A 19597-nucleotide genomic window follows, 5' to 3' on the forward strand; every position below is an offset into this window, starting at 1 on the left:
CCCGCAGTCGGGAGAAGCTGCCCCAAAGGGGCGGATGAGGGCATGACGGGCGCAGGTCGTCGAGAACCGGGCGCCCTCGCCGGCGCGATCAGTTGCGCAGGAGCTCGTTGATCGAGGTCTTCGAGCGGGTGCGCTCGTCGACGCGCTTGACGATCACGGCGCAGTAGAGGCTGGGGCCGGGCTCGCCATTGCCCATCGGCTTGCCCGGCAGCGAGCCGGCGACGACCACGGAATAGGGCGGCACCTCGCCGTAGGAGACGGTGCCGGTGGTGCGGTCGACGATCTTGGTCGACTGGCCGATGAAGACGCCCATGCCGAGCACCGAGCCTTCGCGCACGATGCAGCCTTCGACGACCTCGGAGCGCGCGCCGATGAAGCAGTTGTCCTCGATGATCGTCGGGCCGGCCTGCATCGGCTCGAGGACGCCGCCGATGCCGACGCCGCCGGACAGGTGAACGTTCTTGCCGATCTGGGCGCAGGAGCCGACCGTCGCCCAGGTGTCGACCATCGTGCCCTCGTCGACATAGGCGCCGAGATTGACAAAGGAAGGCATCAGGACGACGCCCCTGCCGATATGGGCGGAGCGGCGCACCACCGCGTTCGGCACGGCCCGGAAGCCCGCCTCGCGGAAGCGGTCGGCGCCCCAGCCCGCGAACTTCGACGGAACCTTGTCCCACCAGGTGGCGCCGCCGGGCCCGCCGTCGATCACCGCCATGTCGTTGAGACGGAAGGAGAGGAGCACCGCCTTCTTCAGCCACTGGTGCACCGTCCAGGCGCCGTCCGCGCCGCGGGTCGCCACGCGCGCCTCGCCGCGGTCGAGAAGCTCCAGCGCCGCCTCGACGGCGTCGCGCACCTCGCCTTTGGTCGCGGCCGAGACCTCGTCGCGCGCCTCGAAGGCGCGTTCAATCGTCGTTTCGAGGGCGGCGCGGTTGTGCGCGGTCATCGGCGGAACTCCTGATGCTGACGGGAATGTAAGGGAACGGCGCCCTGTCCAAATCGCCGCGAACCCTAGTTGAAGCCTCTATACGGGTCAACGAAATCGCCGAGTGAAGCCGCCCATGTCCGACGTCCCGCGCAATCCACACGGCTGGGATCCGTTTCCGAGTTCCAGGCGCGACAAGGAGGACTCGGCAAAACGCAGAGAGACGCCGCAGACCCGCTCGCCGACCTATGCGCTCGCCTATGACGATCCGGAGTTCCTGACCCGCGAGGAGACCCGCGGCGTCCGTCTGCAGCTGGAGCTGATGAAGCCGGAACTCGCCTTCATCGACGCCGGCATCCAGTCGACGGTGGTGCTGTTCGGCGGCGCGCGGATTCCCGAGCCGGGCAAGGACGCCTGGGCGGCGCGCAACGAGACGCAGAAGAAGAACCTCGAGGCCAACTCGCATTTCTACGAGGAGGCGCGGCGTTTCGCGCGCCTCGCCTCGCAGCACTCGGCCGACACCTCCGGCGGCAAGGAATTCGTTATCGTCACCGGCGGCGGGCCCGGCGTGATGGAGGCGGGCAATCGCGGCGCGGCCGATGTCGGCGCGGTATCGATTGCGCTCAACATCACCCTGCCGCACGAGCAGATGCCGAACCGCTACGCCACGCCCGAGCTGTCCTTCAACTTCCACTACTTCGCCATCCGCAAGATGCACTTCCTCCTGCGGGCGAAGGCGATGGCGATCTTTCCCGGCGGCTTCGGCACGATGGACGAGTTGTTCGAGGCGCTGACGCTGATCCAGACGCGGCGCATGCAGCGCATCCCGGTCGTCTTGTTCGGCGAGGCCTTCTGGCGCCGCGTGCTCAACCTGGAGGTCCTCGCCGAGGAAGGCACGATCGCGCCCGCCGATCTCGACCTCATCACCTTCGCCGAAACCGCCGAGGACGGCTGGGACAAGATCAGGCGGTTCTACGGGTTCGCTTAAAAGGAAACCGAACCGGCACTGAAGACGCCGGCCGGCACGCGTCACGGAAAGTCACGGCCGACCTTAGAAAAGCTGAGGGGATCGCCATATTGATCCCAGGGGGCGTCGGCGCTACAGCCGGCCCAGCACCGTCGGGCCGATCCCAGCCCCGCGTCATCGTGAGACATCGCCGAAGGAGACAGGAAATGGCAGTTCGCGTCGCAATCAACGGCTTCGGGCGCATCGGACGCAACGTCCTTCGGGCGCTGGTCGAGTCCGGCCGCACCGATATCGAGGTCGTCGCCATCAACGATCTCGGCCCGGTCGAGACGAACGCGCACCTGATCCGCTACGACAGCGTCCACGGCCGCTTCCCCGGCACCGTTACGGTCGAGGGCGACACGATCGACGTCGGCCGCGGCCCGATGAAGGTCTACGCCAAGCGCGACCCGAAGGAACTGCCCTGGGGCGATCTCGGCATCGACATCGCGATGGAGTGCACCGGCATCTTCACCGACCCGCAGAAGGCCTCGATGCATCTCGAAGCCGGCGCCAAGAAGGTGCTGATCTCCGGCCCGCTGTCCGGCACGCCCGGCAACGAAAAGACCGTCGTCTACGGCGTCAACCACGAGACGCTGACCGCCGAGGACAGGATCGTCTCCAACGCCTCCTGCACCACCAACTGCCTCGCCCCGCTCGTCTACGTCCTGCATTCCGAATTCGGGATCGAGAAGGGCATGATGACGACGATCCACTCCTATACGGGCGACCAGCCGACGCTCGACACCATGCACAAGGATCTCTACCGCGCCCGTGCGGCCGCGATGAGCCAGATCCCGACCTCGACCGGCGCCGCCAAGGCGATCGGCCTCGTCATGCCGGAACTGAAGGGCAAGCTCGACGGCATCTCCGTGCGCGTGCCGACGCCGAACGTCTCGCTCGTCGACTTCAAGTTCGTCCCGAAGAAGAAGGTCACGGTCGAGGAGATCAACAACGCCCTGATCGCCGCCGCCGACGGGAAGCTGAAGAACATCCTCGGCTACACGCGCGACCCGAACGTCTCGATCGACTTCAACCACGATCCGCATTCCTCGACGGTCGCCCTGCCGCAGACCAAGGTGATGGACGGCGACCTCGTCTCGGTGCTGTCCTGGTACGACAACGAGTGGGGCTTCTCGAACCGCATGAACGACACCGCGATCGCGATGAGCAAGGCCGGCTGACGGACCGCTCGGCCTTCAAGCGACTTCCGGCAGGGCCGTCCGAAAGGGCGGCCCTGTCCGTTTCGCCTCCGGCACGCGGGCGGGCGGGGTCGGGCCGCATAACCGTCACGCCCGGAACCTTTCCCGGTTGGTCCCGGCAGGCAATCGCCGCGTTCCGGCCACAACTGCCCGTATCTTCCGAGTGCTGCGCCCGTGGCCGGGCGGCACCTGTCCGGCGACCCAGCCGCGGCACATCACGCTCCCGCCCCGCTGTGACCGGATCCGATGCTCGAACTTCTCTACGTCGCGATCCTAGTCGGCACGCTCCTGATCCTCGTTGCCGCCTTTTCGAGCCTCCTCGCCTTCCGCTTCGGCGCGCCTCTGCTGCTGCTCTTCCTGTCGATCGGGCTGATCGCCGGCGTCGACGGGCTGGGGCTCGACTTCAACAATGCCGGCCTCGCCTATTTCGTCGGCACGGTGGCGCTGGCGATCATCCTGTTCGATTCCGGCTTCGGCACGCAGCTCTCGGCCTTCCGCCAGGCCGCCTATCCCGCGATCACGCTCGCGACCCTCGGCGTGCTGATCACCGCGATCCTCTTCGGCCTCGCGGCTTCGGCGCTCCTGCATCTGCCGGTGCTGGAGGGCGTCCTCCTCGGCGCCATCGTCGGCTCGACGGATGCGGCGGCGGTGTTCTTCCTGCTGCGCGTCGGCGGCGTGACCATCCGCGACCGGGTGCGCTCGCTGCTCGAGATCGAATCCGGCACCAACGACCCGATGGCGATCTTCCTGACGATCGCGCTGGTCGAGGCGATGGGCAAGGGCGAGAACGCCGACGGCCTCGGCCTCGGCGTCCTTGTCGGCTTCGCCGAGCAGATGGGGATCGGCCTCGTCTTCGGCCTCGCCGGCGGCTGGATGATCCGCTTCGTGCTGACCCGGCTCACCATCGACCGCGGGCTCCTGCCGATCGTGACGCTCGGCCTCGCGCTGCTGGTCTTCGCGCTGACCGGCACGGTCGGCGGCTCGGGCTTCCTCGCGGTCTACGTGGCGGGGCTCTTCGCCGGCAACAGCGGCATCAAGTCGGCCTCCCACATCAAGCATTTCCAGGAAGGACTGACCTGGCTCGCCCAGATCATCATGTTCCTGATCCTCGGCCTGCTGGCGACGCCGACGGAGTTCGGCGTGATCATCTGGCCGGCGCTCGGGCTCGCCGCCTTCCTGATCTTCGTCGCGCGGCCGATCGCGGTCTGGCTGTGCCTCCTGCCCTTCCAGGTGTCGCGGCGCGAGACCGCCTTCGTCTCCTGGGTGGGCTTGCGCGGCGCCGTCTCGATCCTGCTCGCCATCGTGCCGCTGATCGGCGGCCTCGACGACGCCCGCGTCTTCTTCAACAGCGCCTTCATCATCGTGCTCGCCTCGCTGCTCGTGCAGGGCTGGACGATCGGCGTCGTCGCGCGCCGGCTCGGCCTCGTCGTTCCGCCGCGCATCGGGCCGATCGAGAAGTTCGAGCTGGAACTGCCGGGCACGCCCGACCACGAACTCCTTTCCTACCGCGTCGTCGCCGACAGTCCGGTCGCCAAGGGCGAGCGCGTGCCGCGCTGGGCGCGGCCCTCGCTCGTCATCCGCGACGGGCGTTCGATGCGCTACCAGTATGCCGGGCGGCTGCAGCCGGGCGACTACGTCTACCTCTTCATCTCGCCGCGCTTCCCGCCGCTGCTCGACCGGCTGTTCGCGAGCCCCGCCCCGGTGACGCAGGACGACGCCGAGTTCTTCGGCGAGTTCTCGCTGGATCCCTCCGCCGAGGCAAGGGAACTCGCCGCCGCCTACGGCGTGAAGCTCGCCGCCGACGAGGCGGAGATGACCGTGTCGGAGCTGATGATCCGCAGACTCGGCGGCGAGGCGGAATATGGCGATCGCCTCTATCTCGCGCCGGTCGAGCTGATCGTGCGCCAGACCGGCATCGACGGCGAGGTGGTCGCGGCCGGCCTGTCGCTGGAGCCGGAAGGCGGGCGCGGCAAGCCGCTGCCCCTGTTCTTCAACCGCGGCGACATCGCCGCCGCCTTCCGCCGGCTGACCGTCAGGCGGCGGTGACGGAGCCTGCCGCAACGGCCCGGCCACAGCCCGCCTTACGCCGGCCTCAGAAGAACTGACGCGGCGTCCGGAACGGCCGGCTTGCCGCATGCCCGCCGCGCGCCCTAAACAGGGCGCACAAAGCCGCATATTCGTTGCGGCGAGAAGACGAGGCCGGAGGCAGGACGATGACCACGCAGTTCAAGACGCTCGACGACGCCGACGTGACGGGAAAGCGCGTGCTCCTGCGCGTCGACCTGAACGTGCCGATGCAGGACGGCAAGGTCACCGACACGACGCGCATCGAGCGCGTGCTGCCGACGATCCGCGAGATCGCCGAAAAGGGCGGAAGGGTCATCCTGCTCGCCCATTTCGGCCGGCCGAAGGGCAAGCCGGTCAAGGAGATGTCGCTGGAGCCGATCGCGCCGGTGCTGTCCGAGATGCTCGGCCAGCCCGTCGGCTTCTCCGACGACTGCATCGGCCCGGTCGCCGCCGGCATCGTCGCGGCGCTGAAGGACGGCAATGTCGTGCTCCTGGAGAACACCCGCTTCCATGCCGGCGAGGAGGCGAATGACGAGGACTTCGTCACCCGCCTCGCCTCGCTCGGCGATCTCTATGTCAACGACGCCTTCTCCGCCGCGCACCGCGCCCATGCTTCGACGGAGGGCCTCGCCCGCCACCTGCCCTCCTATGCCGGCCGCACCATGCAGGCCGAGCTGGAGGCCTTGGAAAAGGGCCTCGGCGATCCGCAGCGCCCGGTGGTCGCCATCGTCGGCGGCGCCAAGGTCTCCTCCAAGATCGACCTCCTGCAGAACCTCGTGACCAAGGTCGACGCCCTCGTCATCGGCGGCGGCATGGCGAACACCTTCCTCGCGGCGCAGGGGATCGATGTCGGCAAGTCGCTCTGCGAGCACGACCTCGCCGACACGGCCCGCAAGATCGCGGCGGCGGCAAAGGACGCCGGCTGCGAGATCGTCCTGCCGGTCGACGCGGTCGTTGCCCGCGACTTCAAAGCCGGCGCCCCTAGCGAGACCGTGCCGGTGGACAAAGTCCCGCAAGATGCCATGATCCTCGATGCGGGCCCTGAGACGGTCGCGGCGGTGAACGCCTGGCTCGACAAGGCGAAGACGCTGGTCTGGAACGGCCCGCTCGGCGCCTTCGAGATCAAGCCGTTCGACGCCGCGACGATGGCGGCCGCCGCGCATGCGGCGGAGCTGACCAAGGCCGGCAAGCTCGTCTCCGTCGCCGGCGGCGGCGATACGGTGGCGGCGCTGAACCAGGCGGGCGCGGCAAGCGACTTCACCTATGTGTCGACCGCCGGCGGCGCATTCCTGGAATGGATGGAAGGCAAGGCCCTGCCGGGCGTGGAGGTTCTGAAGGCATGAACTCATCGGAGACCGAGTTCTCGGCGACGGCACCCGGCTGGGGCATCGACCCCGGCGGGCTCGCCGCATCGTTCAAGACCGGGCTGGTCTCCTGGCTGCTCTTCCCCGTCTATGTCTGGCAGGGGATCGCGGCGCGCCGCCGCATCCCGCGGCTGTTGCCGCCGGCCGGCAGCGTCTCCGGCTGTCTCGGCGCCGACACCGCCCGCGACGCGGCGGTGCGGCTGCTCGTCATCGGCGACTCATCGGCCGCCGGCGTCGGCGTCGACCGGATCGAGGATTCCCTCGGGCCGAAGCTCGCCGAGCGGATCTACGCCCTGACGGGTCTCTCGGTGTTCTGGCGCGCGGCGGGCTCGAACTCCGCCGTCTCGGCCGAGGTGCGCGACCATGTCGTGCCGAATGTCGCCCGCGAGGCCTTCACCCATATCGTGCTGATGATCGGCTCGAACGACGCCAAGAATTTCCACAGCGCCCGGCGCTTCAAGAAGGGCTTCGGCGGCCTGCTCTATGCGCTGAAGGCGAAATGGCCGGAGGCGCGGATCGTCTGGTCGCCGCCGGTGGACCTGAAGCGCGTGCCGGCCCTGCCGCGCGGCCTCGCCCATGTGCTGGAGCTGCGCGCCCGGATCATCCGCAAGATGGGCGCGCGCCTGTGCGCCGAGCGCGGCGCCATCGTCTCAACTACCCTCCCCCGTGTCGAACCCGCCGGCTTCTCCCGCGACGGCTTCCACGCGTCGGTGGAGGGCTATGCGTATTACGCCAACCACCTCGTGGGGTATGTGCTGGGGGAGCGGTAGGCGCGCCTGCGCCTCTTCCTACCGACGATCAGCCGTCGACATATTCGTGCAGGATCGAATTGATCAGCGTCTGGTAGGGCATGCCCTTTTCCGCCGGCGCTCGCCGTCGAGCACATGCCGCGCCGCGTCCTCCCAAAGGGCCCGCTGGTCCGCAAGCGGACCGACCTCCGTCCAGTCGCCCTCTTCGCTCGCCCGGAAGTCGGCGAGTTCATCCTCCGTGAGGATCGGTGCGGGAGGGCTCGTGGACGCCATAGCTTCTCTCCCGGTCTGTTTTTCCCACCGCGGCCGAACTCACGCCGGTTCGACACGTCGAAGTCTAAAGCGCCGGGGGCCCGGCTGTCACGACCCTACTCCCGTGTCGCCGCCTGCGCCTCGCCGTCCGCATCGCGCACGCCCGGATGCACCGTCACCGTCGCCGTCAGCCCCGCGACGAGCTTGGTGCCCCCCGGCACGTGATCGAGCGCGATGCGCACCGGCACGCGCTGGGCAAGGCGGACCCAGGAGAAGGTCGGCGTGACATTGGCGAGGAGGTTCGAGCCATCGGCCCGCTCGCGGTCCTCGATGCCGGCGGCGATCGACTGGACATGGCCCTTCAGCGGCTGCTCGTGCCCCATCAGCCGGATCTCGGCGGGGTCGCCGACGGCGATGTGCGGCAGTTGGTTCTCCTCGAAATAGCCCTCGACGCGCAGGGTGTCGGTGTCGACCAGGGCCATGACGCCCTTGCCCGCCGCGACGTAGTCGCCGGGGTTGAGCGACAGGTTGCTGATGACGCCGTTCGCCGGCGCGCGCACCGTCGCCCGCTTCAGGTTCAGCGCCGCGACGTCCTGGTTCGACAGCGCCTCCTGATAGGCGGCGGCCGCCTGCGTGGCGGTCAGGCCGGCCTGCTCGATCGTCTGCTCGGAGACCGCCGAGGAGCCGCGCAGCCTGTCGTAGCGCGCGGCGTCGCGCTGGGCCTGCTTCAGCGCCGCCGCCTTGTCGGCGACCGACGCCTTGGCGAGGTCGAGCGCCAGCTGGAAGCGCTGCGGGTCGAGCTGCAGGAGCACGTCGCCTTGCTTCACCGTCTGATTGTCCGAGACCATCACCTTGGCGACCGGGCCGGAGACGTCGGGCGCGATCTCCACGACGTCGGCCCGCACATGCCCGTCGCGGGTCCAGGGCGTGTCCATGTAGGCGGCCCAGAAGTTCCAGCCGACGGCGGCGGCGAGCACGACGACGGTGAGGGTGAATGCGACCTTCAACATGCGGGAGAGTGCGGCGGTCATGACAGATACCAGCGGGATGCGTCGGAAAGACCCGACAGGACGAGGACGAAGAGGGCGAGGTCGAACAGCGCGGGGTGCCAGACCATGCGGTAGACACCGAGGCGCGCGATGACGCCCTTGAGGAGGACGAGGCAGCCATAGGCGAGGAGCGCCAGCACCAGGAGGCGCGGCAAGTAGACGCCGAAGAATGCGAAATCACCGGTCATGGCGCTCTCCTATTCGGCCGCGATGGCGAAGCCGGCTTCCGGCGGCAACGCCGGCGCGAGGATGTCGCCGGCCGGCGACGGGGCATTGCCGCAGAGCGCGCGACGCAGGCCGACGAGGCTCTGCAACACCCGGGCGCGCGCCGCCCCGGCGGGTGCGTCGAGGCAGCCGGCGAGCGCGTCGTCGATGCGCCGGGCGAGGTCGTCCGGATCGCCGACGCGGCGGCGCCCGGCGGCGAGCGCCTCGAAGCGGGACGAGACGCGGGCGAGAACCGCTTCCAGCGCCGGCCGCACCGGACGCGGCATCGCCCGCACGTTTTCGCGAAGATCGAGCACGCCGAGCCCGACCCGCATCTCCACCAGCGCGTCCGCCTTCGCGGCCTCGCCGCCGATGTCCTGCGACAGCCGCGGCGCGACCTGGCCGAGGCGGTCGAAGACGCGGCCTGCGAAGACCTCCGGCGCGATGCCGCGCCGGCCGTCCGCGATCGCCGCGATCTCCCGCCATCCCTGCCGCACCAGGCGGCGGGCGGCGAGCGCCGCGCCGAAGGGACGCGTCAGGATCATCCAGACCAGCGCGAACAGGCCGCCGGCGACGGTGGCGATCGCGCCGTTGACGAAGCGCTCGAAATCGGCGGCATAGACCTCCTGCAGCGAGACGAGCGTTGCCGCGTTCACCGCCAGGAGCAGCCCGATGAAGGAATGCTTCGGCCGCGCGATGATCGGCCCGAACAGGATGAAGGGCGAGAAGACAAGCGCGAGCCCGGCGAATGTCTCGACATGCGGCAGGATGGCGAAGAGGTAGAGGCCCGCCACCGCGGCGCCGCCCGCCGTCAGGATCGTCAGCATGCGGATCTGCGGGATCGGATTATCGGAACTCGCGAAGAACGAGCAGGCGACGCCCGCAATCATGACGAAGCCGGCGCCCTGGTCCCAGCCGGAATAGATCCAGGCGCAGCAGGCTGCGAAGATCGCCAGCATGGCGGAGCCGGCGGAGAAGGCCATCATGCCCCAGTCGTAATGCGGCACGTTGGCCGCGACGTTCTGCAGCCGCAGGCTCGGCCGCCAGCTCGCATGCTTGCCGGCGAGGATCTCCGCTTCGAGCGAGAGGCAGTCGCTCCAGAGATCGACGAGATCGGCGATGCGGGCAAAGGCACTCGCGACGAGCAGCCCGTGCCAGTCATGGGCGGCGGCGTAGCGGGCCTGCAGCTCCGCGACGCGTGCGGCGAGCTCGTCGGCCGCACCCGAACCGGCGCCGGCCTCGGCGATCCATGCCTCGACATCGCGCGCCAGCGCCGCGAGGTCCGCCGGCATCTCGCCCGCTCCGGAGACCGCGCCGAGGCGGTCGGCGAGCGAAGAGAGCAGCACCGGCAGCATGACCAGACGGCCGCGCAGCTGGCGCGCGTTCTTCACGACCGCACCCATTTCCGGATCGTAGCGCAGCTGCGCGATCAGCTGGTCGACCGCCTTGATGTCGGGCGCGAGGCGCTGCGTCTCGCCGAGGCGCGACGAGCCGCCGCCCGAGAGCACGTGCCGGATCCATTCGCCGGCATCGGCGAGCCATCCGGAGACGCGGGCGCCGACGACCGGCCCGAGGCTCTGCGGGAAGACCAGCGCATTGACGAGGGCGGTGCAGGTAATGCCGAGGGTGATCTCCTCAGCCCGGGCGGTCGCCACGTCGAAGATCGTCGTCGGGTCGCCGACCGTCGGCAGCGCGATCAGCGGCAGCGTGTAGCCGGCCAGCATGAACATGTAGGAGCGGGGCGTGCGGTCGAGGAAGGAGACGAAGAGCAGGCCGCCCGTCCAGATGCCGACGACGGCGCTCATGATCAGAGGGCGGCCGACGAAGAGCGGAACGAAGAAGATCGCGGCCGCCGCGCCGAGGCAGGTGCCGGCGGCACGGTAGACCGCCTTGGAGCGGGTCGCGCCGGACAGCGGATTGGCGACGATGAAGACGGTCGCCATCGCCCAATAGGGGCGCGGCAGGCCGGCGGCGAGCGCGATGTAGAGCGCCAGCATCGAGGCCGCGAAGGTCTTCGCCCCGAACACCAGCTCGCTGCGCGTCGGCATGCTCTGCAGAAGGCTCACGACGCCACCGTTTCCGCATCGGCGGCGGACGCAGCCGTCGACCGGGTCTGGAAGGTCTCGAACGCGTGAAAGACGCGCAGCGTCGCCTCGAGGTCCTCGCGCGGCACATCGGCGAAGATTCGGGCGCGCAGCGCGACGAGATCCGCCTCGATGCGCTTCATCACCTGATGCCCCCGCTCCGTCAGCCAGAGCGTCTTGGCCCGTCGGTCGGTCGGGTCGTCGCGCCGCTCGACGAGGCCGCAGGCGGCGAGCTGGTCGAGCAGGCGGACGAGGGACGGCCCCTCCATTCCCACTTCCTCGGCGAGGACGCCCTGGCGCACGCCGTCGCCGAGCCGACCGATCGACACCAGCGGATGCGCGCAGGCCTCGGAAATGCCCTGCGCCTCGACGGCCTCGCGCACCAGCTTGCGCCAGTGCCGGCCGAGCCGGTGCAGCGTCGTGGTCAGGGCAAAATGAATCTCGGTGTCGGTCGGCATGGCGAAAAGATAGGATCCTACCTAATAGGATGCAATTGTTCAGCTATGCGTCGTATGCACGCCATGTCAGCGAAATCGACACGCCTCGATCCTCCGGAAACGCCGAGGGCGGCGGACCGTTCGGTCCGCCGCCCTCGCTGAAGCCGTAGCCGGGAATGGACGATGATGGCGGTCAGACCGCCTTCACCATCGCCTCGCGCGGCCAGTGGCGGAGCTTCCGGCACATCTCGACGAAGCCGGAGGCATCCCCGCCCGAGCCGAGCTTCACGCAGCCCTCGTCCAGATCGGAGGCGATTCCGGCCTTCTCGAACAGCGGCATGGCCTCCGGCGAATAGGCGATGAACTTGCAGTGCGCAAAGGCGTCGGAAACGAAGTCCTTCGCCGTCGGCTCCTTGGCGAGCAGCGCCCCGCCCTCGGCCGAAACGAGCACCGCCACCGCGTCGAACACCACCGACGGGCCGCCGTCGACCTTCTCGTCGCCCTCGACCGTCTTGCCGCCCGCGGTCGTCACGCCGCCGATCATCGGCGCGACGATCTTGACCATGGCGCCTTCCGCCTTGGCCGCGGCCTTCAGCCCGTCCAAGAGCGCGTCGTCGACGCCGTCCGAGACGAGGACGCCGATCTTGCGGCCCTTGAAGCTCTCCGGTCCGTTGAGCAGGATCGACAGGGCCGGCGACTTCGCGAGGTCCTGCCGGGTCGGCATGGCGGCCGGCGCGGGCTTCGGCATCTCCTTCAGGCGCAGGCCCGTCGCGACCTTCTTCGCCAGCGCCTCGTCGATGTTGAGGAGGTGCGAGACGACGCGGGCGCGGATCGCCGGGGTCTCCACCTTGGACAGTTCGAAGGTCAAAGCCAGCGCCATATGGCCCTGCTCGACCTCGGTCTGCGAAATGTAGAACTGCCGGGCCTGGCTGTAGTGGTCGGCAAAGCTCTCCGAGCGCAGCCGCCGCTTCATGCCCGCCTCCTCGGCGGGGAAGGAGCGGAAGCCGCGGGCCGGATCCTCGCGCGGACCGCCCATCTCGCCGCCCCAGGAGTTCGGCTCGTAGTTCGCCCGGCCCTTGGGATTGTGCATCGCCATGTGGCCGTCCTGCTGGAAGTTGCAGACGTTGGCGTTGCGCGGCGCGTTGATCGGGATATGGGTGAAGTTCGGCGAACCGAGCCGCTTCAGCTGGGTATCGAGATAGGAGAAGTTGCGGCCCTGGAGCAGCGGGTCGTTGGTGTGGTCGATGCCGGGGACGAGGTTGGCGGTGTGGAAGGCCGCCTGCTCGGTCTCGGCGAAGAAGTTGTCTACGCAGCGGTCGAGGACCATCTTGCCGACGATCTTCACCGGCAGGATCTCCTCCGGAATGATCTTCGTCGCATCGAGGATGTCGAAGTCGAACTTGTCGGCGAAGTCGTCGTCAAAGAGCTGGAAGCCGAGCTCCCATTCCGGATAGTCGCCGGCCTGGATCGCGTCCCACAGATCGCGGCGATGGAAGTCCGGATCAGCGCCGTTGATCTTCAGCGCCTCGTTCCAGACCACCGACTGCATGCCCTGCTTGGGCTTCCAGTGGAACTTGACGTAGGTCGACTTGCCCTCGGCATTGACGAAGCGGAAGGTGTGGATGCCGAAGCCTTCCATGAAGCGCAGCGAGCGCGGGATGGTACGGTCGGACATGATCCACATCACCATCGCCATCGCCTCCGGCGTCAGCGACATGTAGTCCCAGAAATTGTCGTGCGCCGTCTGCGCCTGCGGAAAGCCCCGGTCCGGCTCGGCCTTGGCGGCATGGATGAGATCGGGGAACTTGATGGCGTCCTGGATGAAGAAGATCGGGATGTTGTTCCCGACGATGTCCCAGTTGCCCTCCTTGGTGTAGAACTTGACGGCGAAGCCGCGCACGTCGCGGGCGAGATCCGGCGAACCCTTGTTGCCGGCGACGGTCGAGAAGCGGACGAAGACCGGCGTCTTCTCGCCCTTGCGCTGGAAGAGGTCGGCCGAGGTGATGTCCGACAGCGACTCGTAGGTCTCGAAATAGCCGTGCGCGCCGTAGCCGCGGGCATGGACCACGCGCTCGGGAATGCGCTCGTGGTCGAACTTGAACATCTTCTCGCGGAAGATCTGGTCTTCCATCAGCACCGGCCCACGCGGGCCGGCCTTCAGCGAATTCTGGTCGTCGGCGACCGGCACGCCCTGCTGCGTCGTCAGCACCGGCACGTCGCCGCCGGCAACCTGATGCACCTCGCCGCCATTGCCGCGCTGAAACTCGACATCGCCGTAGCGCGTCGTCGGACCATGCTCGTGGTTGTTCGCCATCTCACCCTCATTTCGTCGGAGGAATTTTCGCAGGCGCCAGCCCCCGCAGGACAAGCGAAGCGGCGCATCCCTCCGGCAACTCCGCCTCACGCGGCCCGTTCCCCGCCCGTCCGCTTTTCCGGCAAAGAAAAATTCCGTGAGAAGGCAGTCAGGCTCCGGCATCCGCGCCGGCATCGCCCGCAGAACCGGGGCCTTGTGCAGCAAGTGCGGCAGTCCGACGCAGCCTTAGGCCGGCACGCCAGCGGGGCACGCAATCGCAAGTGTCGACGGGTGTTCGACAGGCCCCGCTTCCTTCCGGACGCGGAATGGCCGCCTGCCCACCGGACTGTCGCGCGCGGCGAGCCAGCCCGGAAGCGAAGCGGCCGCGTTCCCGCCTGATCGCGGCGGCCGGCGACGGGACGCTGGTCGCGAGGGGTGGGTCGTCGGGAGATGCCGCAGGCGGCGTCGCAAAGCGCCGCGTCAGTTCGCCCGTCGGCCTTCAGGAGGAAGCAGTGTATGATCGCGGCGGGATCCGTGCGATCGGGTCCCGGCATCCGCGTCGCGCGGCTTTCAGCCGATGCGCCGCACGAGAATTCTTGACATCCCGACCCGTTCCGATGCCGATCGAGCCGATCCCGCTTCGGCCGGGATCGAAGCCGAGAGCGAGGCCCCGATGGCAGTTCCCTACGAGCATCTGTCCGGGGCCTGGCGCTACCCCGCCGCGGCGCGGGCGCTCCACTGGCTGATCGCGCTCCTGGTCCTCGTCGTCTGGCCGTTCGGCATGGTGATCAAGTTCATCAAGGACGACGCCAAGACCGGCTTCTACTTCGTGCACGAGTCCTTCGGCTTCCTGATCCTGTGGCTGATGCTGGCACGGCTCGCGGTGCGGCTGATCAACCCGCCGCCACCGCGCCCGCCGCTGCCGCTCTGGCAGGAGCGGATCGCGACGCTCAACCACGTCCTCCTCTACGCAGCGCTGATCGCCCAGCCGATCTTCGGCTTCCTCGCGACCAACGCTTTCGGCTTCCCGCTCTCCTGGTTCGGCCTCGTCACCGTGCCGAGCCCGATCGGCAAGTCGCCTCTCGCGCCGACCCTGATGTCGGTGCACGTCTTCCTCGGCTGGTCGATCCTCGTGCTCTTCGCGCTGCACATCGCCGGGGTGATTCACCACCACGTCATCCGCCGCGACCCGACGCTGCAGCGCATGCTCTGACGCGCAGCCGGCTTTGCCGATCAGCGCGGCGGCAGCGCCAGCACGTCGCGGTGGCCGATCGTGCAGCGGCTGTGTGGCGCGGCGTCGAGGCGCGCAGCCCGCCACTCCTCCAGGTCGTCGCAGGCGAGCGTGCCGATCTCGCCCGCGGCCCTGGCCATGCCGTCGGCGAAGGCGCACATCAGATCCGCATCCTCGGGACCGAGCAGCCAGGGTGTCGACGCCGTCGTCACGGCAAAGCCGCGCGCCGCGAAGGCCTCGGCCAGCGCCGCCCCGGAATCCGGCCCGAGCGCCGGCCCGAAGCCCTTGTCGCCGCGCTGGTGACGGTTGAAGGCCGCGACCACCGCAAGATCCAGCGGATGCGGCGCGCTCCAGCGCACGTCGCCGTCATAGCTGAGGACGGCGTAGAGCCCGGCACCGAGCGAGGCGAGCCGGTCCGCCAGCGCTTCGACGAAGGCCCGCGACGTCAGGTCGAACAGCGCAGAGGCGGTGACCAGCCGGGCGCCCTCCAGCGGCGCGGCGGAGAGATCGGCGAGGTCGCAGCGGAGGGTCTCGACCGCGGCCGCGCCCGCCCTGCTCTCCGCCTCGGCGAGCAGCGCCGGATCGTTGTCGACCAGCCGCCAGCGGGCGGCCGGCAGCAGCGGCGCCATCGCCCGCAGCGTCGAGCCGGTGCCGCAGCCGAGATCGACCAGCAGCGGGTCCGGCGCCTCGGCGGCGAAGGCCGCGGCCTTGTCGAGAAGCCCCGCGTCGCGCGACCGACGGTCCACCGGTTCGCGCAGGTCCAGCCATCGGCTCTCGAAGCCGCTCATGGCGCCACCCGCTCCAGGGCATCCGACAGGACGCGGGCGGAATCCGGCCAGCTCGGCAGGCGGCCGCCGGCTGCCCGCGCCGCCGCTGCGGCGGCCTTGCGTCGTCCGGGGTCGGCGAGCAGCGCCCGCAGCGCATCCGCGAGCCCCGCCGCGTCTCCTGCCGCAAAGCGGGCGCCCGCTTCTGCGGGAACGAGATCCGCCGGCGCCCCCTCGGCGCAGGAGACGATCGGCAGGCCATGCGCCATCGCTTCGGCGAAGACCATGCCGTAGCCTTCGTAGCGGCTCGCCAGCGCGAAGACGTCGGCGCCGCGATATTCCGGCGCGACGTCGGCGAGAACGCCGACCAGCGTCACCCTTTCCTCCAGTCCGCGCTCGGCGATCTGCCGCTTCAGCGCCGCCGCCGTCGCGGCGTCCAGCGCATCGCTGCCGGCGATGCGGGCGCGCCAGGGAAGGTTGCGGATCGCCGCCAGCGCCTCGATCAGCGTCGCATGGTCCTTGCGCGGGATGAGGCTGCCGACCGACAGGATCACCGGCGGATCCCCCTCCCCTTTCGCAGCCTCGTCGTCCGGCACGGGATCGACGCCCGGCACGGCGACGCTCAGCTTCTCCGGCGCCACGTCGTAATCCGCCGTCAGCGTGGCGGCGGTCGCCGGGCTCGTCACGACGACCGCGCGGGCCGCATGCAGCGCCGCGCGTTCGCTGGCGGCGAAATGCTTCTGCGCGGCCGGCGACAGGCCTGTCTCCAGCGCCAGCGGGTGATGGACGAGCGCGACGAGGCGCAGCCGCTTCGCCTCGTGCCGCGCGATCTCCGGCAAGACGCCGAAGGCGAGGCCGTCGACCAGGACGAGCTCGCCGTCGGCAAGGTTGGAGAATTCCGCCGCTGCCGTCGCCATGGCGCGCCCGTCCGGCTCGGGAAAGCCCGGCGGCAGGCCGAGATGGCGCACCTCCCAGCCGAGCGCTTCGAGCTCCGCGATCATCCGGCGATCGTAGCCGTAGCCGCCGCTCGGCGTATCGAGACGGCCGGGGATGGCGAAGGTCAGCCGTCTCGGAGGTGCATCGCTCACAGCGCGCCCTCGTACCAGGCGCGCGCCACATGGCTCTCGTGCAGCGTGATGCGCAGCTTTTCGATCCGCCCGCTGCCGGGGCCGAGTTCGCCGGCGGCGATCTTCGCGGCGATCGCGTCGAAGAGATGCTTCGCCAGCACCTCGGTGGTGGTCACTTTGCCGGCGAACATCGCGAGGTCGTCGAGGTTCTGGTAGTTCAGCGGCTTCAGGACGTCGCCGAGCACCTGCGTGGCGAGGCCGATGTCGATGCCGAGCCCGTCATCGTCGAGGTCCTGCGTGAAGAAGGCGGCGTCGACGACGAAGGTCGCCCCGTGCAGCCCCTGCGCCGGCCCGAACACCTCGCGCTTCAGGCTGTGGGCGATCATCATGTGGTCGCGGACTTCGACGGCGAACATGGCTTCTCCTCGGATCGGGTCAGTCGTAGCGGATGCGGTGGCAGAGGGTGCCGGGATCGGACAGGATCGCGGCATAGTGCTGCGGCAGGTCGGCAAAGCGGGTCTCGCCGGAGATCAGCGCGTCGAGGCGGGGATCGGCGAGGAGCCGCAGCGCCGTCTCCAGCCGCCGCCGGTTGTCCCAGCGGGCGCGCCGGCCGGGCGGGATGCTGCCGACCTGCGAGCCGACGATCGACAGGCGCTGCGAATGGAAGGCGCCGCCGAGCGGCACGGTGACGCTGCGGTCGCCGTACCAGCTGAGTTCGACGATGCGCGCCTCGAAGCCGGCGGCGGCGATGGCGGTGGCGAGGCCTTCCTCGCTAGCCGAGGCGTTGATGACGATGTCGCAGCCGCAAGGCGCCGCGTCCGGCAAAGCGAAGCCGCAGCCGAGCGCCGCGGCGATCGCGGCGCGGTCCGGGTTGACGTCGACGAGCACGGTTTCGCTCGCCGGGATGCGCGCCGCGAGCGTTGCGACGAGCGCACCGACGAGGCCGCCGCCGATCACCGCCACGCGGTCGCCCGGCGCGATGCCGGCGTCCCAGACGACGTTGAGCGCCGTCTCCATGTTCGCGCCGAGGACGGCGCGCTCCGGCGGAACCCCCTCCGGCAGCGGGATCGCCATGTCGGCGGAGACCCGGAACAGGTCCTGGTGCGGGTGGAGCGAGAAGACGTCGCGCCCCTGCAGCGCCTCCGGCCCGTCGGTCACCCGTCCGACGGTGGCGTAGCCGTATTTCACCGGGAACGGGAAATCGCCCTCCTGCAACGGCGCGCGCATGCGATCGGCTTCGGCCTCCGGCACGCGGCCGGCGGCGACCAGCGCCTCGGTGCCGCGGCTGATCGCGCCGAACCGGCTCTCGACGGTGACATCGCCGCCGTCGCCGGCGGCCGGCAGCGGCTCGGCCTTCATCTCGGCTCGGCCCTCGCCGACGAGCCAGAGGGCGCGACATTGTGTCGTCATGGCCGCCGGTCTCCGCAGCGCGCGGCATCACGGCTGCGGCGCAGCGCGGGCGGCCGCCTCGGCGATGCCTTGCGGGGATCAGGAAGAAGAAGGCGTTCCAATTGCTTGCAGATTCCAACTGAAGCCGCGGCTCGGGCCGCCCGGCGGGGGATGCGTCTTTGCGCAAACTGTGCTGGAGGCCGGCGCGGTCAACGTCTTCCCGGCCAACCGTCTTCGTCGGAAAGACGCTCCGGCGCCGCCCCGCGAGGATGGCCAATCGCGTTTCGCTCAATAGATGAAGGCCAACCGCGAGAATGCCGGCCTTGCTGCGGCCGGACGCAACGAAGGCGAAGATCCGTGAACGAATTTTCCTTCTTCAAGACGCCAGGCACCGAGACCTCCGACGACGCGGCCGCCGCCATCCGCTGCGAGCGGGCCGCGGCCGAGCTGCGCTACGGCCGGCCGATCCGCGTCCTTGGCGAGACGGGCCGCGCGCTCGTCGCCCTGGCGCTCGATACCGTGACCGCCGATGCCTATGACGGCTTCGCGAAAGCCCTCGGGCGGCGCCACCGCCTGTTCCTGACGGCGCCGCGTGCGGCGGTCCTCGGCCTCGACGCGCCCGACGGGGCGCTGGTGCCACTCGCCGGCGTCTCGCATGCCGAGGCCTGCCACACCGGCTATCTGCGCGGCGCGGTCGTCCCGCAGGCCTGGCGCGCCGGCAACCCGCTCGCCCGCGAGGCCGCGGGCCTTGCGCGGCTGGCGCTGCTGCTTCCCGCGCTCGTCGTCGCCGAGGTGGCGGCCGAGGATCCGGCCTTTGCCGAGGCCGTCACGATCCGCCTCGGCGACGTCGCGGCGGCGCAGGCCTCGCAGGGCGGCCGCTTCACCGTCGTCGCCGAGACCGATGTGCCGCTGAAGGACATCGGCTTCGCCCGCTTCGTGGTCTTCCGCGGCGGCCTCGCCCAGCGCGACCAGATCGCCATCGTCGTCGGCAATCCGGACCCGGCGAAGGTCGTGCCGGTGCGCGTCCACTCCTCCTGCATCACCGGCGACCTCTTCGGCTCCCTGAAGTGCGACTGCGGCGACCAGCTGCGCAACGGGCTGAAGACGCTGAAGAAGAAGGGCGGCGGCGTGCTGCTCTATCTCGACCAGGAAGGGCGCGGCACCGGGATCGCCGCCAAGATGCGCGCCTACGGCCTGCAGGCGCAGGGGCTCGACACGATCGACGCCGACGCCGAGCTCGGCTTCGGGGCCGACGAGCGGCGCTACGAGACGGCGGCGGCGATGCTCTCCGGCCTCGACATCGGCCGCATCGACCTCCTCACCAACAATCCGCGCAAGATCGCCTATCTCCGGGCCTGCGGCATCGAGGTGGTGGACCGCACGCCGGTGACCGGCACGCTGACCGCCGAGAACGAGAACTACCTGAAGACCAAGGCCGCGCGGGCCGGCCACCTGATCGACGTCGCGAGCCTCGCCGGCCCCGCCACCTGAGGCCCGGCGCCGGGGGCCCGTCCTCC

At 69.7% G+C, this 19597-nt stretch carries 17 protein-coding genes; 7 read left to right on the forward strand and 10 right to left on the reverse strand.

Annotated elements, in window-relative coordinates; translation table 11 throughout:
* Nucleotides 1–88 precede the first annotated feature (88 nt).
* Entirely contained in the window at nt 89–943 is an 855-nt protein-coding gene (gene dapD / locus AB5S17_RS13060; protein WP_369239998.1) for a 2,3,4,5-tetrahydropyridine-2,6-dicarboxylate N-succinyltransferase, read from the reverse strand.
* A gap of 115 nt (nt 944–1058) precedes the next feature.
* Between dapD and AB5S17_RS13065 the strand changes: the two genes are divergently transcribed.
* The 5 genes from AB5S17_RS13065 (at nt 1059) to AB5S17_RS13085 (ending at nt 7331) form a co-directional block, all read left to right on the forward strand.
* Entirely contained in the window at nt 1059–1910 is an 852-nt protein-coding gene (locus AB5S17_RS13065; RefSeq protein WP_369240000.1) for an LOG family protein, read from the forward strand.
* Between the two features lie 185 nt (nt 1911–2095).
* Nucleotides 2096–3112: a type I glyceraldehyde-3-phosphate dehydrogenase gene (gap, locus tag AB5S17_RS13070; RefSeq protein WP_369240002.1), complete on the forward strand. Its 1017-nt coding sequence runs from the start codon at nt 2096–2098 to the stop codon at nt 3110–3112.
* Nucleotides 3113–3376: 264 nt separating this feature from the next.
* Nucleotides 3377–5176 carry a potassium/proton antiporter gene (locus tag AB5S17_RS13075; RefSeq protein ID WP_369240004.1) on the forward strand — a complete coding sequence of 600 codons (1800 nt, stop codon included), beginning with the start codon at nt 3377–3379 and terminating at the stop codon, nt 5174–5176.
* 167 nt (nt 5177–5343) lie between these two features.
* A complete protein-coding gene (pgk, locus tag AB5S17_RS13080) occupies nt 5344–6540 on the forward strand; it encodes a phosphoglycerate kinase (RefSeq protein WP_369240006.1) in 1197 nt (398 codons plus the stop codon).
* Nucleotides 6537–7331 (forward strand): SGNH/GDSL hydrolase family protein, encoded by a 795-nt coding sequence (locus AB5S17_RS13085; protein WP_369240008.1) that lies wholly within the window; start codon nt 6537–6539, stop codon nt 7329–7331. Before pgk ends, AB5S17_RS13085 begins: the two co-directional genes overlap by 4 nt.
* Before the next feature lie 347 nt (nt 7332–7678).
* On the opposite strand, the gene AB5S17_RS13090 is transcribed toward AB5S17_RS13085, so the two are convergent.
* From AB5S17_RS13090 to AB5S17_RS13110, 5 genes are all read right to left on the reverse strand, one after another.
* Nucleotides 7679–8593, reverse strand: coding sequence for an efflux RND transporter periplasmic adaptor subunit (locus tag AB5S17_RS13090; RefSeq protein WP_369240010.1), 915 nt, complete (start codon nt 8591–8593; stop codon nt 7679–7681).
* Nucleotides 8590–8799 (reverse strand): DUF1656 domain-containing protein, encoded by a 210-nt coding sequence (locus tag AB5S17_RS13095; RefSeq protein ID WP_369240012.1) that lies wholly within the window; start codon nt 8797–8799, stop codon nt 8590–8592. The genes AB5S17_RS13090 and AB5S17_RS13095 overlap by 4 nt, the downstream gene beginning before the upstream one ends.
* 9 nt (nt 8800–8808) lie before the next feature.
* Entirely contained in the window at nt 8809–10881 is a 2073-nt protein-coding gene (locus AB5S17_RS13100) for an FUSC family protein (protein WP_369240014.1), read from the reverse strand.
* On the reverse strand, nt 10878–11357 hold the full coding sequence (locus tag AB5S17_RS13105) for a MarR family winged helix-turn-helix transcriptional regulator (protein ID WP_369240016.1): 480 nt from the start codon (nt 11355–11357) through the stop codon (nt 10878–10880). Before AB5S17_RS13105 ends, AB5S17_RS13100 begins: the two co-directional genes overlap by 4 nt.
* A gap of 172 nt (nt 11358–11529) precedes the next feature.
* Complete coding sequence (locus tag AB5S17_RS13110) at nt 11530–13650, reverse strand: catalase (RefSeq protein ID WP_369240018.1); 2121 nt, start codon at nt 13648–13650, stop codon at nt 11530–11532.
* A 652-nt stretch (nt 13651–14302) separates the two neighbouring features.
* On the opposite strand from AB5S17_RS13110, the gene AB5S17_RS13115 reads away from it, so the two are divergent.
* A complete protein-coding gene (locus AB5S17_RS13115) occupies nt 14303–14842 on the forward strand; it encodes a cytochrome b (protein WP_369240020.1) in 540 nt (179 codons plus the stop codon).
* A gap of 20 nt (nt 14843–14862) precedes the next feature.
* On the opposite strand, the gene AB5S17_RS13120 is transcribed toward AB5S17_RS13115, so the two are convergent.
* From AB5S17_RS13120 to AB5S17_RS13135, 4 genes are read right to left on the reverse strand one after another with little or no spacing between them, the layout of a single operon-like run.
* Nucleotides 14863–15648: a trans-aconitate 2-methyltransferase gene (locus AB5S17_RS13120; protein ID WP_369240022.1), complete on the reverse strand. Its 786-nt coding sequence runs from the start codon at nt 15646–15648 to the stop codon at nt 14863–14865.
* Entirely contained in the window at nt 15645–16712 is a 1068-nt protein-coding gene (locus tag AB5S17_RS13125; RefSeq protein ID WP_369240024.1) for a glycosyltransferase family 4 protein, read from the reverse strand. The genes AB5S17_RS13120 and AB5S17_RS13125 overlap by 4 nt, the downstream gene beginning before the upstream one ends.
* Nucleotides 16709–17107, reverse strand: coding sequence for a 6-pyruvoyl tetrahydropterin synthase family protein (locus AB5S17_RS13130; RefSeq protein WP_369240026.1), 399 nt, complete (start codon nt 17105–17107; stop codon nt 16709–16711). Before AB5S17_RS13130 ends, AB5S17_RS13125 begins: the two co-directional genes overlap by 4 nt.
* A 19-nt stretch (nt 17108–17126) precedes the next feature.
* Complete coding sequence (locus tag AB5S17_RS13135) at nt 17127–18101, reverse strand: zinc-binding alcohol dehydrogenase (RefSeq protein WP_369240028.1); 975 nt, start codon at nt 18099–18101, stop codon at nt 17127–17129.
* A 336-nt stretch (nt 18102–18437) separates the two neighbouring features.
* Between AB5S17_RS13135 and ribA the strand changes: the two genes are divergently transcribed.
* On the forward strand, nt 18438–19571 hold the full coding sequence (gene ribA / locus AB5S17_RS13140) for a GTP cyclohydrolase II RibA (RefSeq protein WP_369240030.1): 1134 nt from the start codon (nt 18438–18440) through the stop codon (nt 19569–19571).
* Nucleotides 19572–19597 lie beyond the last annotated feature (26 nt).

This window comes from Jiella sp. M17.18 (assembly GCF_041027365.1).
Lineage (GTDB): Bacteria > Pseudomonadota > Alphaproteobacteria > Rhizobiales > Rhizobiaceae > VKMB-3413.

Excerpts from the sequence above, each read along its gene's own strand:
- AB5S17_RS13085 (WP_369240008.1), top strand. The coding sequence starts at position 6,537 with ATGAACTCATCGGAGACCGAGTTCTCGGCGACGGCACCCGGCTGGGGC.
- AB5S17_RS13105 (WP_369240016.1), bottom strand. The coding sequence starts at position 11,357 with ATGCCGACCGACACCGAGATTCATTTTGCCCTGACCACGACGCTGCAC.
- AB5S17_RS13130 (WP_369240026.1), bottom strand. The coding sequence starts at position 17,107 with ATGTTCGCCGTCGAAGTCCGCGACCACATGATGATCGCCCACAGCCTG.
- pgk (WP_369240006.1), top strand. The coding sequence starts at position 5,344 with ATGACCACGCAGTTCAAGACGCTCGACGACGCCGACGTGACGGGAAAG.
- AB5S17_RS13110 (WP_369240018.1), bottom strand. The coding sequence starts at position 13,650 with ATGGCGAACAACCACGAGCATGGTCCGACGACGCGCTACGGCGATGTC.
- AB5S17_RS13120 (WP_369240022.1), bottom strand. The coding sequence starts at position 15,648 with ATGAGCGGCTTCGAGAGCCGATGGCTGGACCTGCGCGAACCGGTGGAC.
- AB5S17_RS13115 (WP_369240020.1), top strand. The coding sequence starts at position 14,303 with ATGGCAGTTCCCTACGAGCATCTGTCCGGGGCCTGGCGCTACCCCGCC.
- gap (WP_369240002.1), top strand. The coding sequence starts at position 2,096 with ATGGCAGTTCGCGTCGCAATCAACGGCTTCGGGCGCATCGGACGCAAC.
- dapD (WP_369239998.1), bottom strand. The coding sequence starts at position 943 with ATGACCGCGCACAACCGCGCCGCCCTCGAAACGACGATTGAACGCGCC.
- AB5S17_RS13095 (WP_369240012.1), bottom strand. The coding sequence starts at position 8,799 with ATGACCGGTGATTTCGCATTCTTCGGCGTCTACTTGCCGCGCCTCCTG.
- AB5S17_RS13065 (WP_369240000.1), top strand. The coding sequence starts at position 1,059 with ATGTCCGACGTCCCGCGCAATCCACACGGCTGGGATCCGTTTCCGAGT.
- AB5S17_RS13075 (WP_369240004.1), top strand. The coding sequence starts at position 3,377 with ATGCTCGAACTTCTCTACGTCGCGATCCTAGTCGGCACGCTCCTGATC.
- AB5S17_RS13090 (WP_369240010.1), bottom strand. The coding sequence starts at position 8,593 with ATGACCGCCGCACTCTCCCGCATGTTGAAGGTCGCATTCACCCTCACC.
- AB5S17_RS13135 (WP_369240028.1), bottom strand. The coding sequence starts at position 18,101 with ATGACGACACAATGTCGCGCCCTCTGGCTCGTCGGCGAGGGCCGAGCC.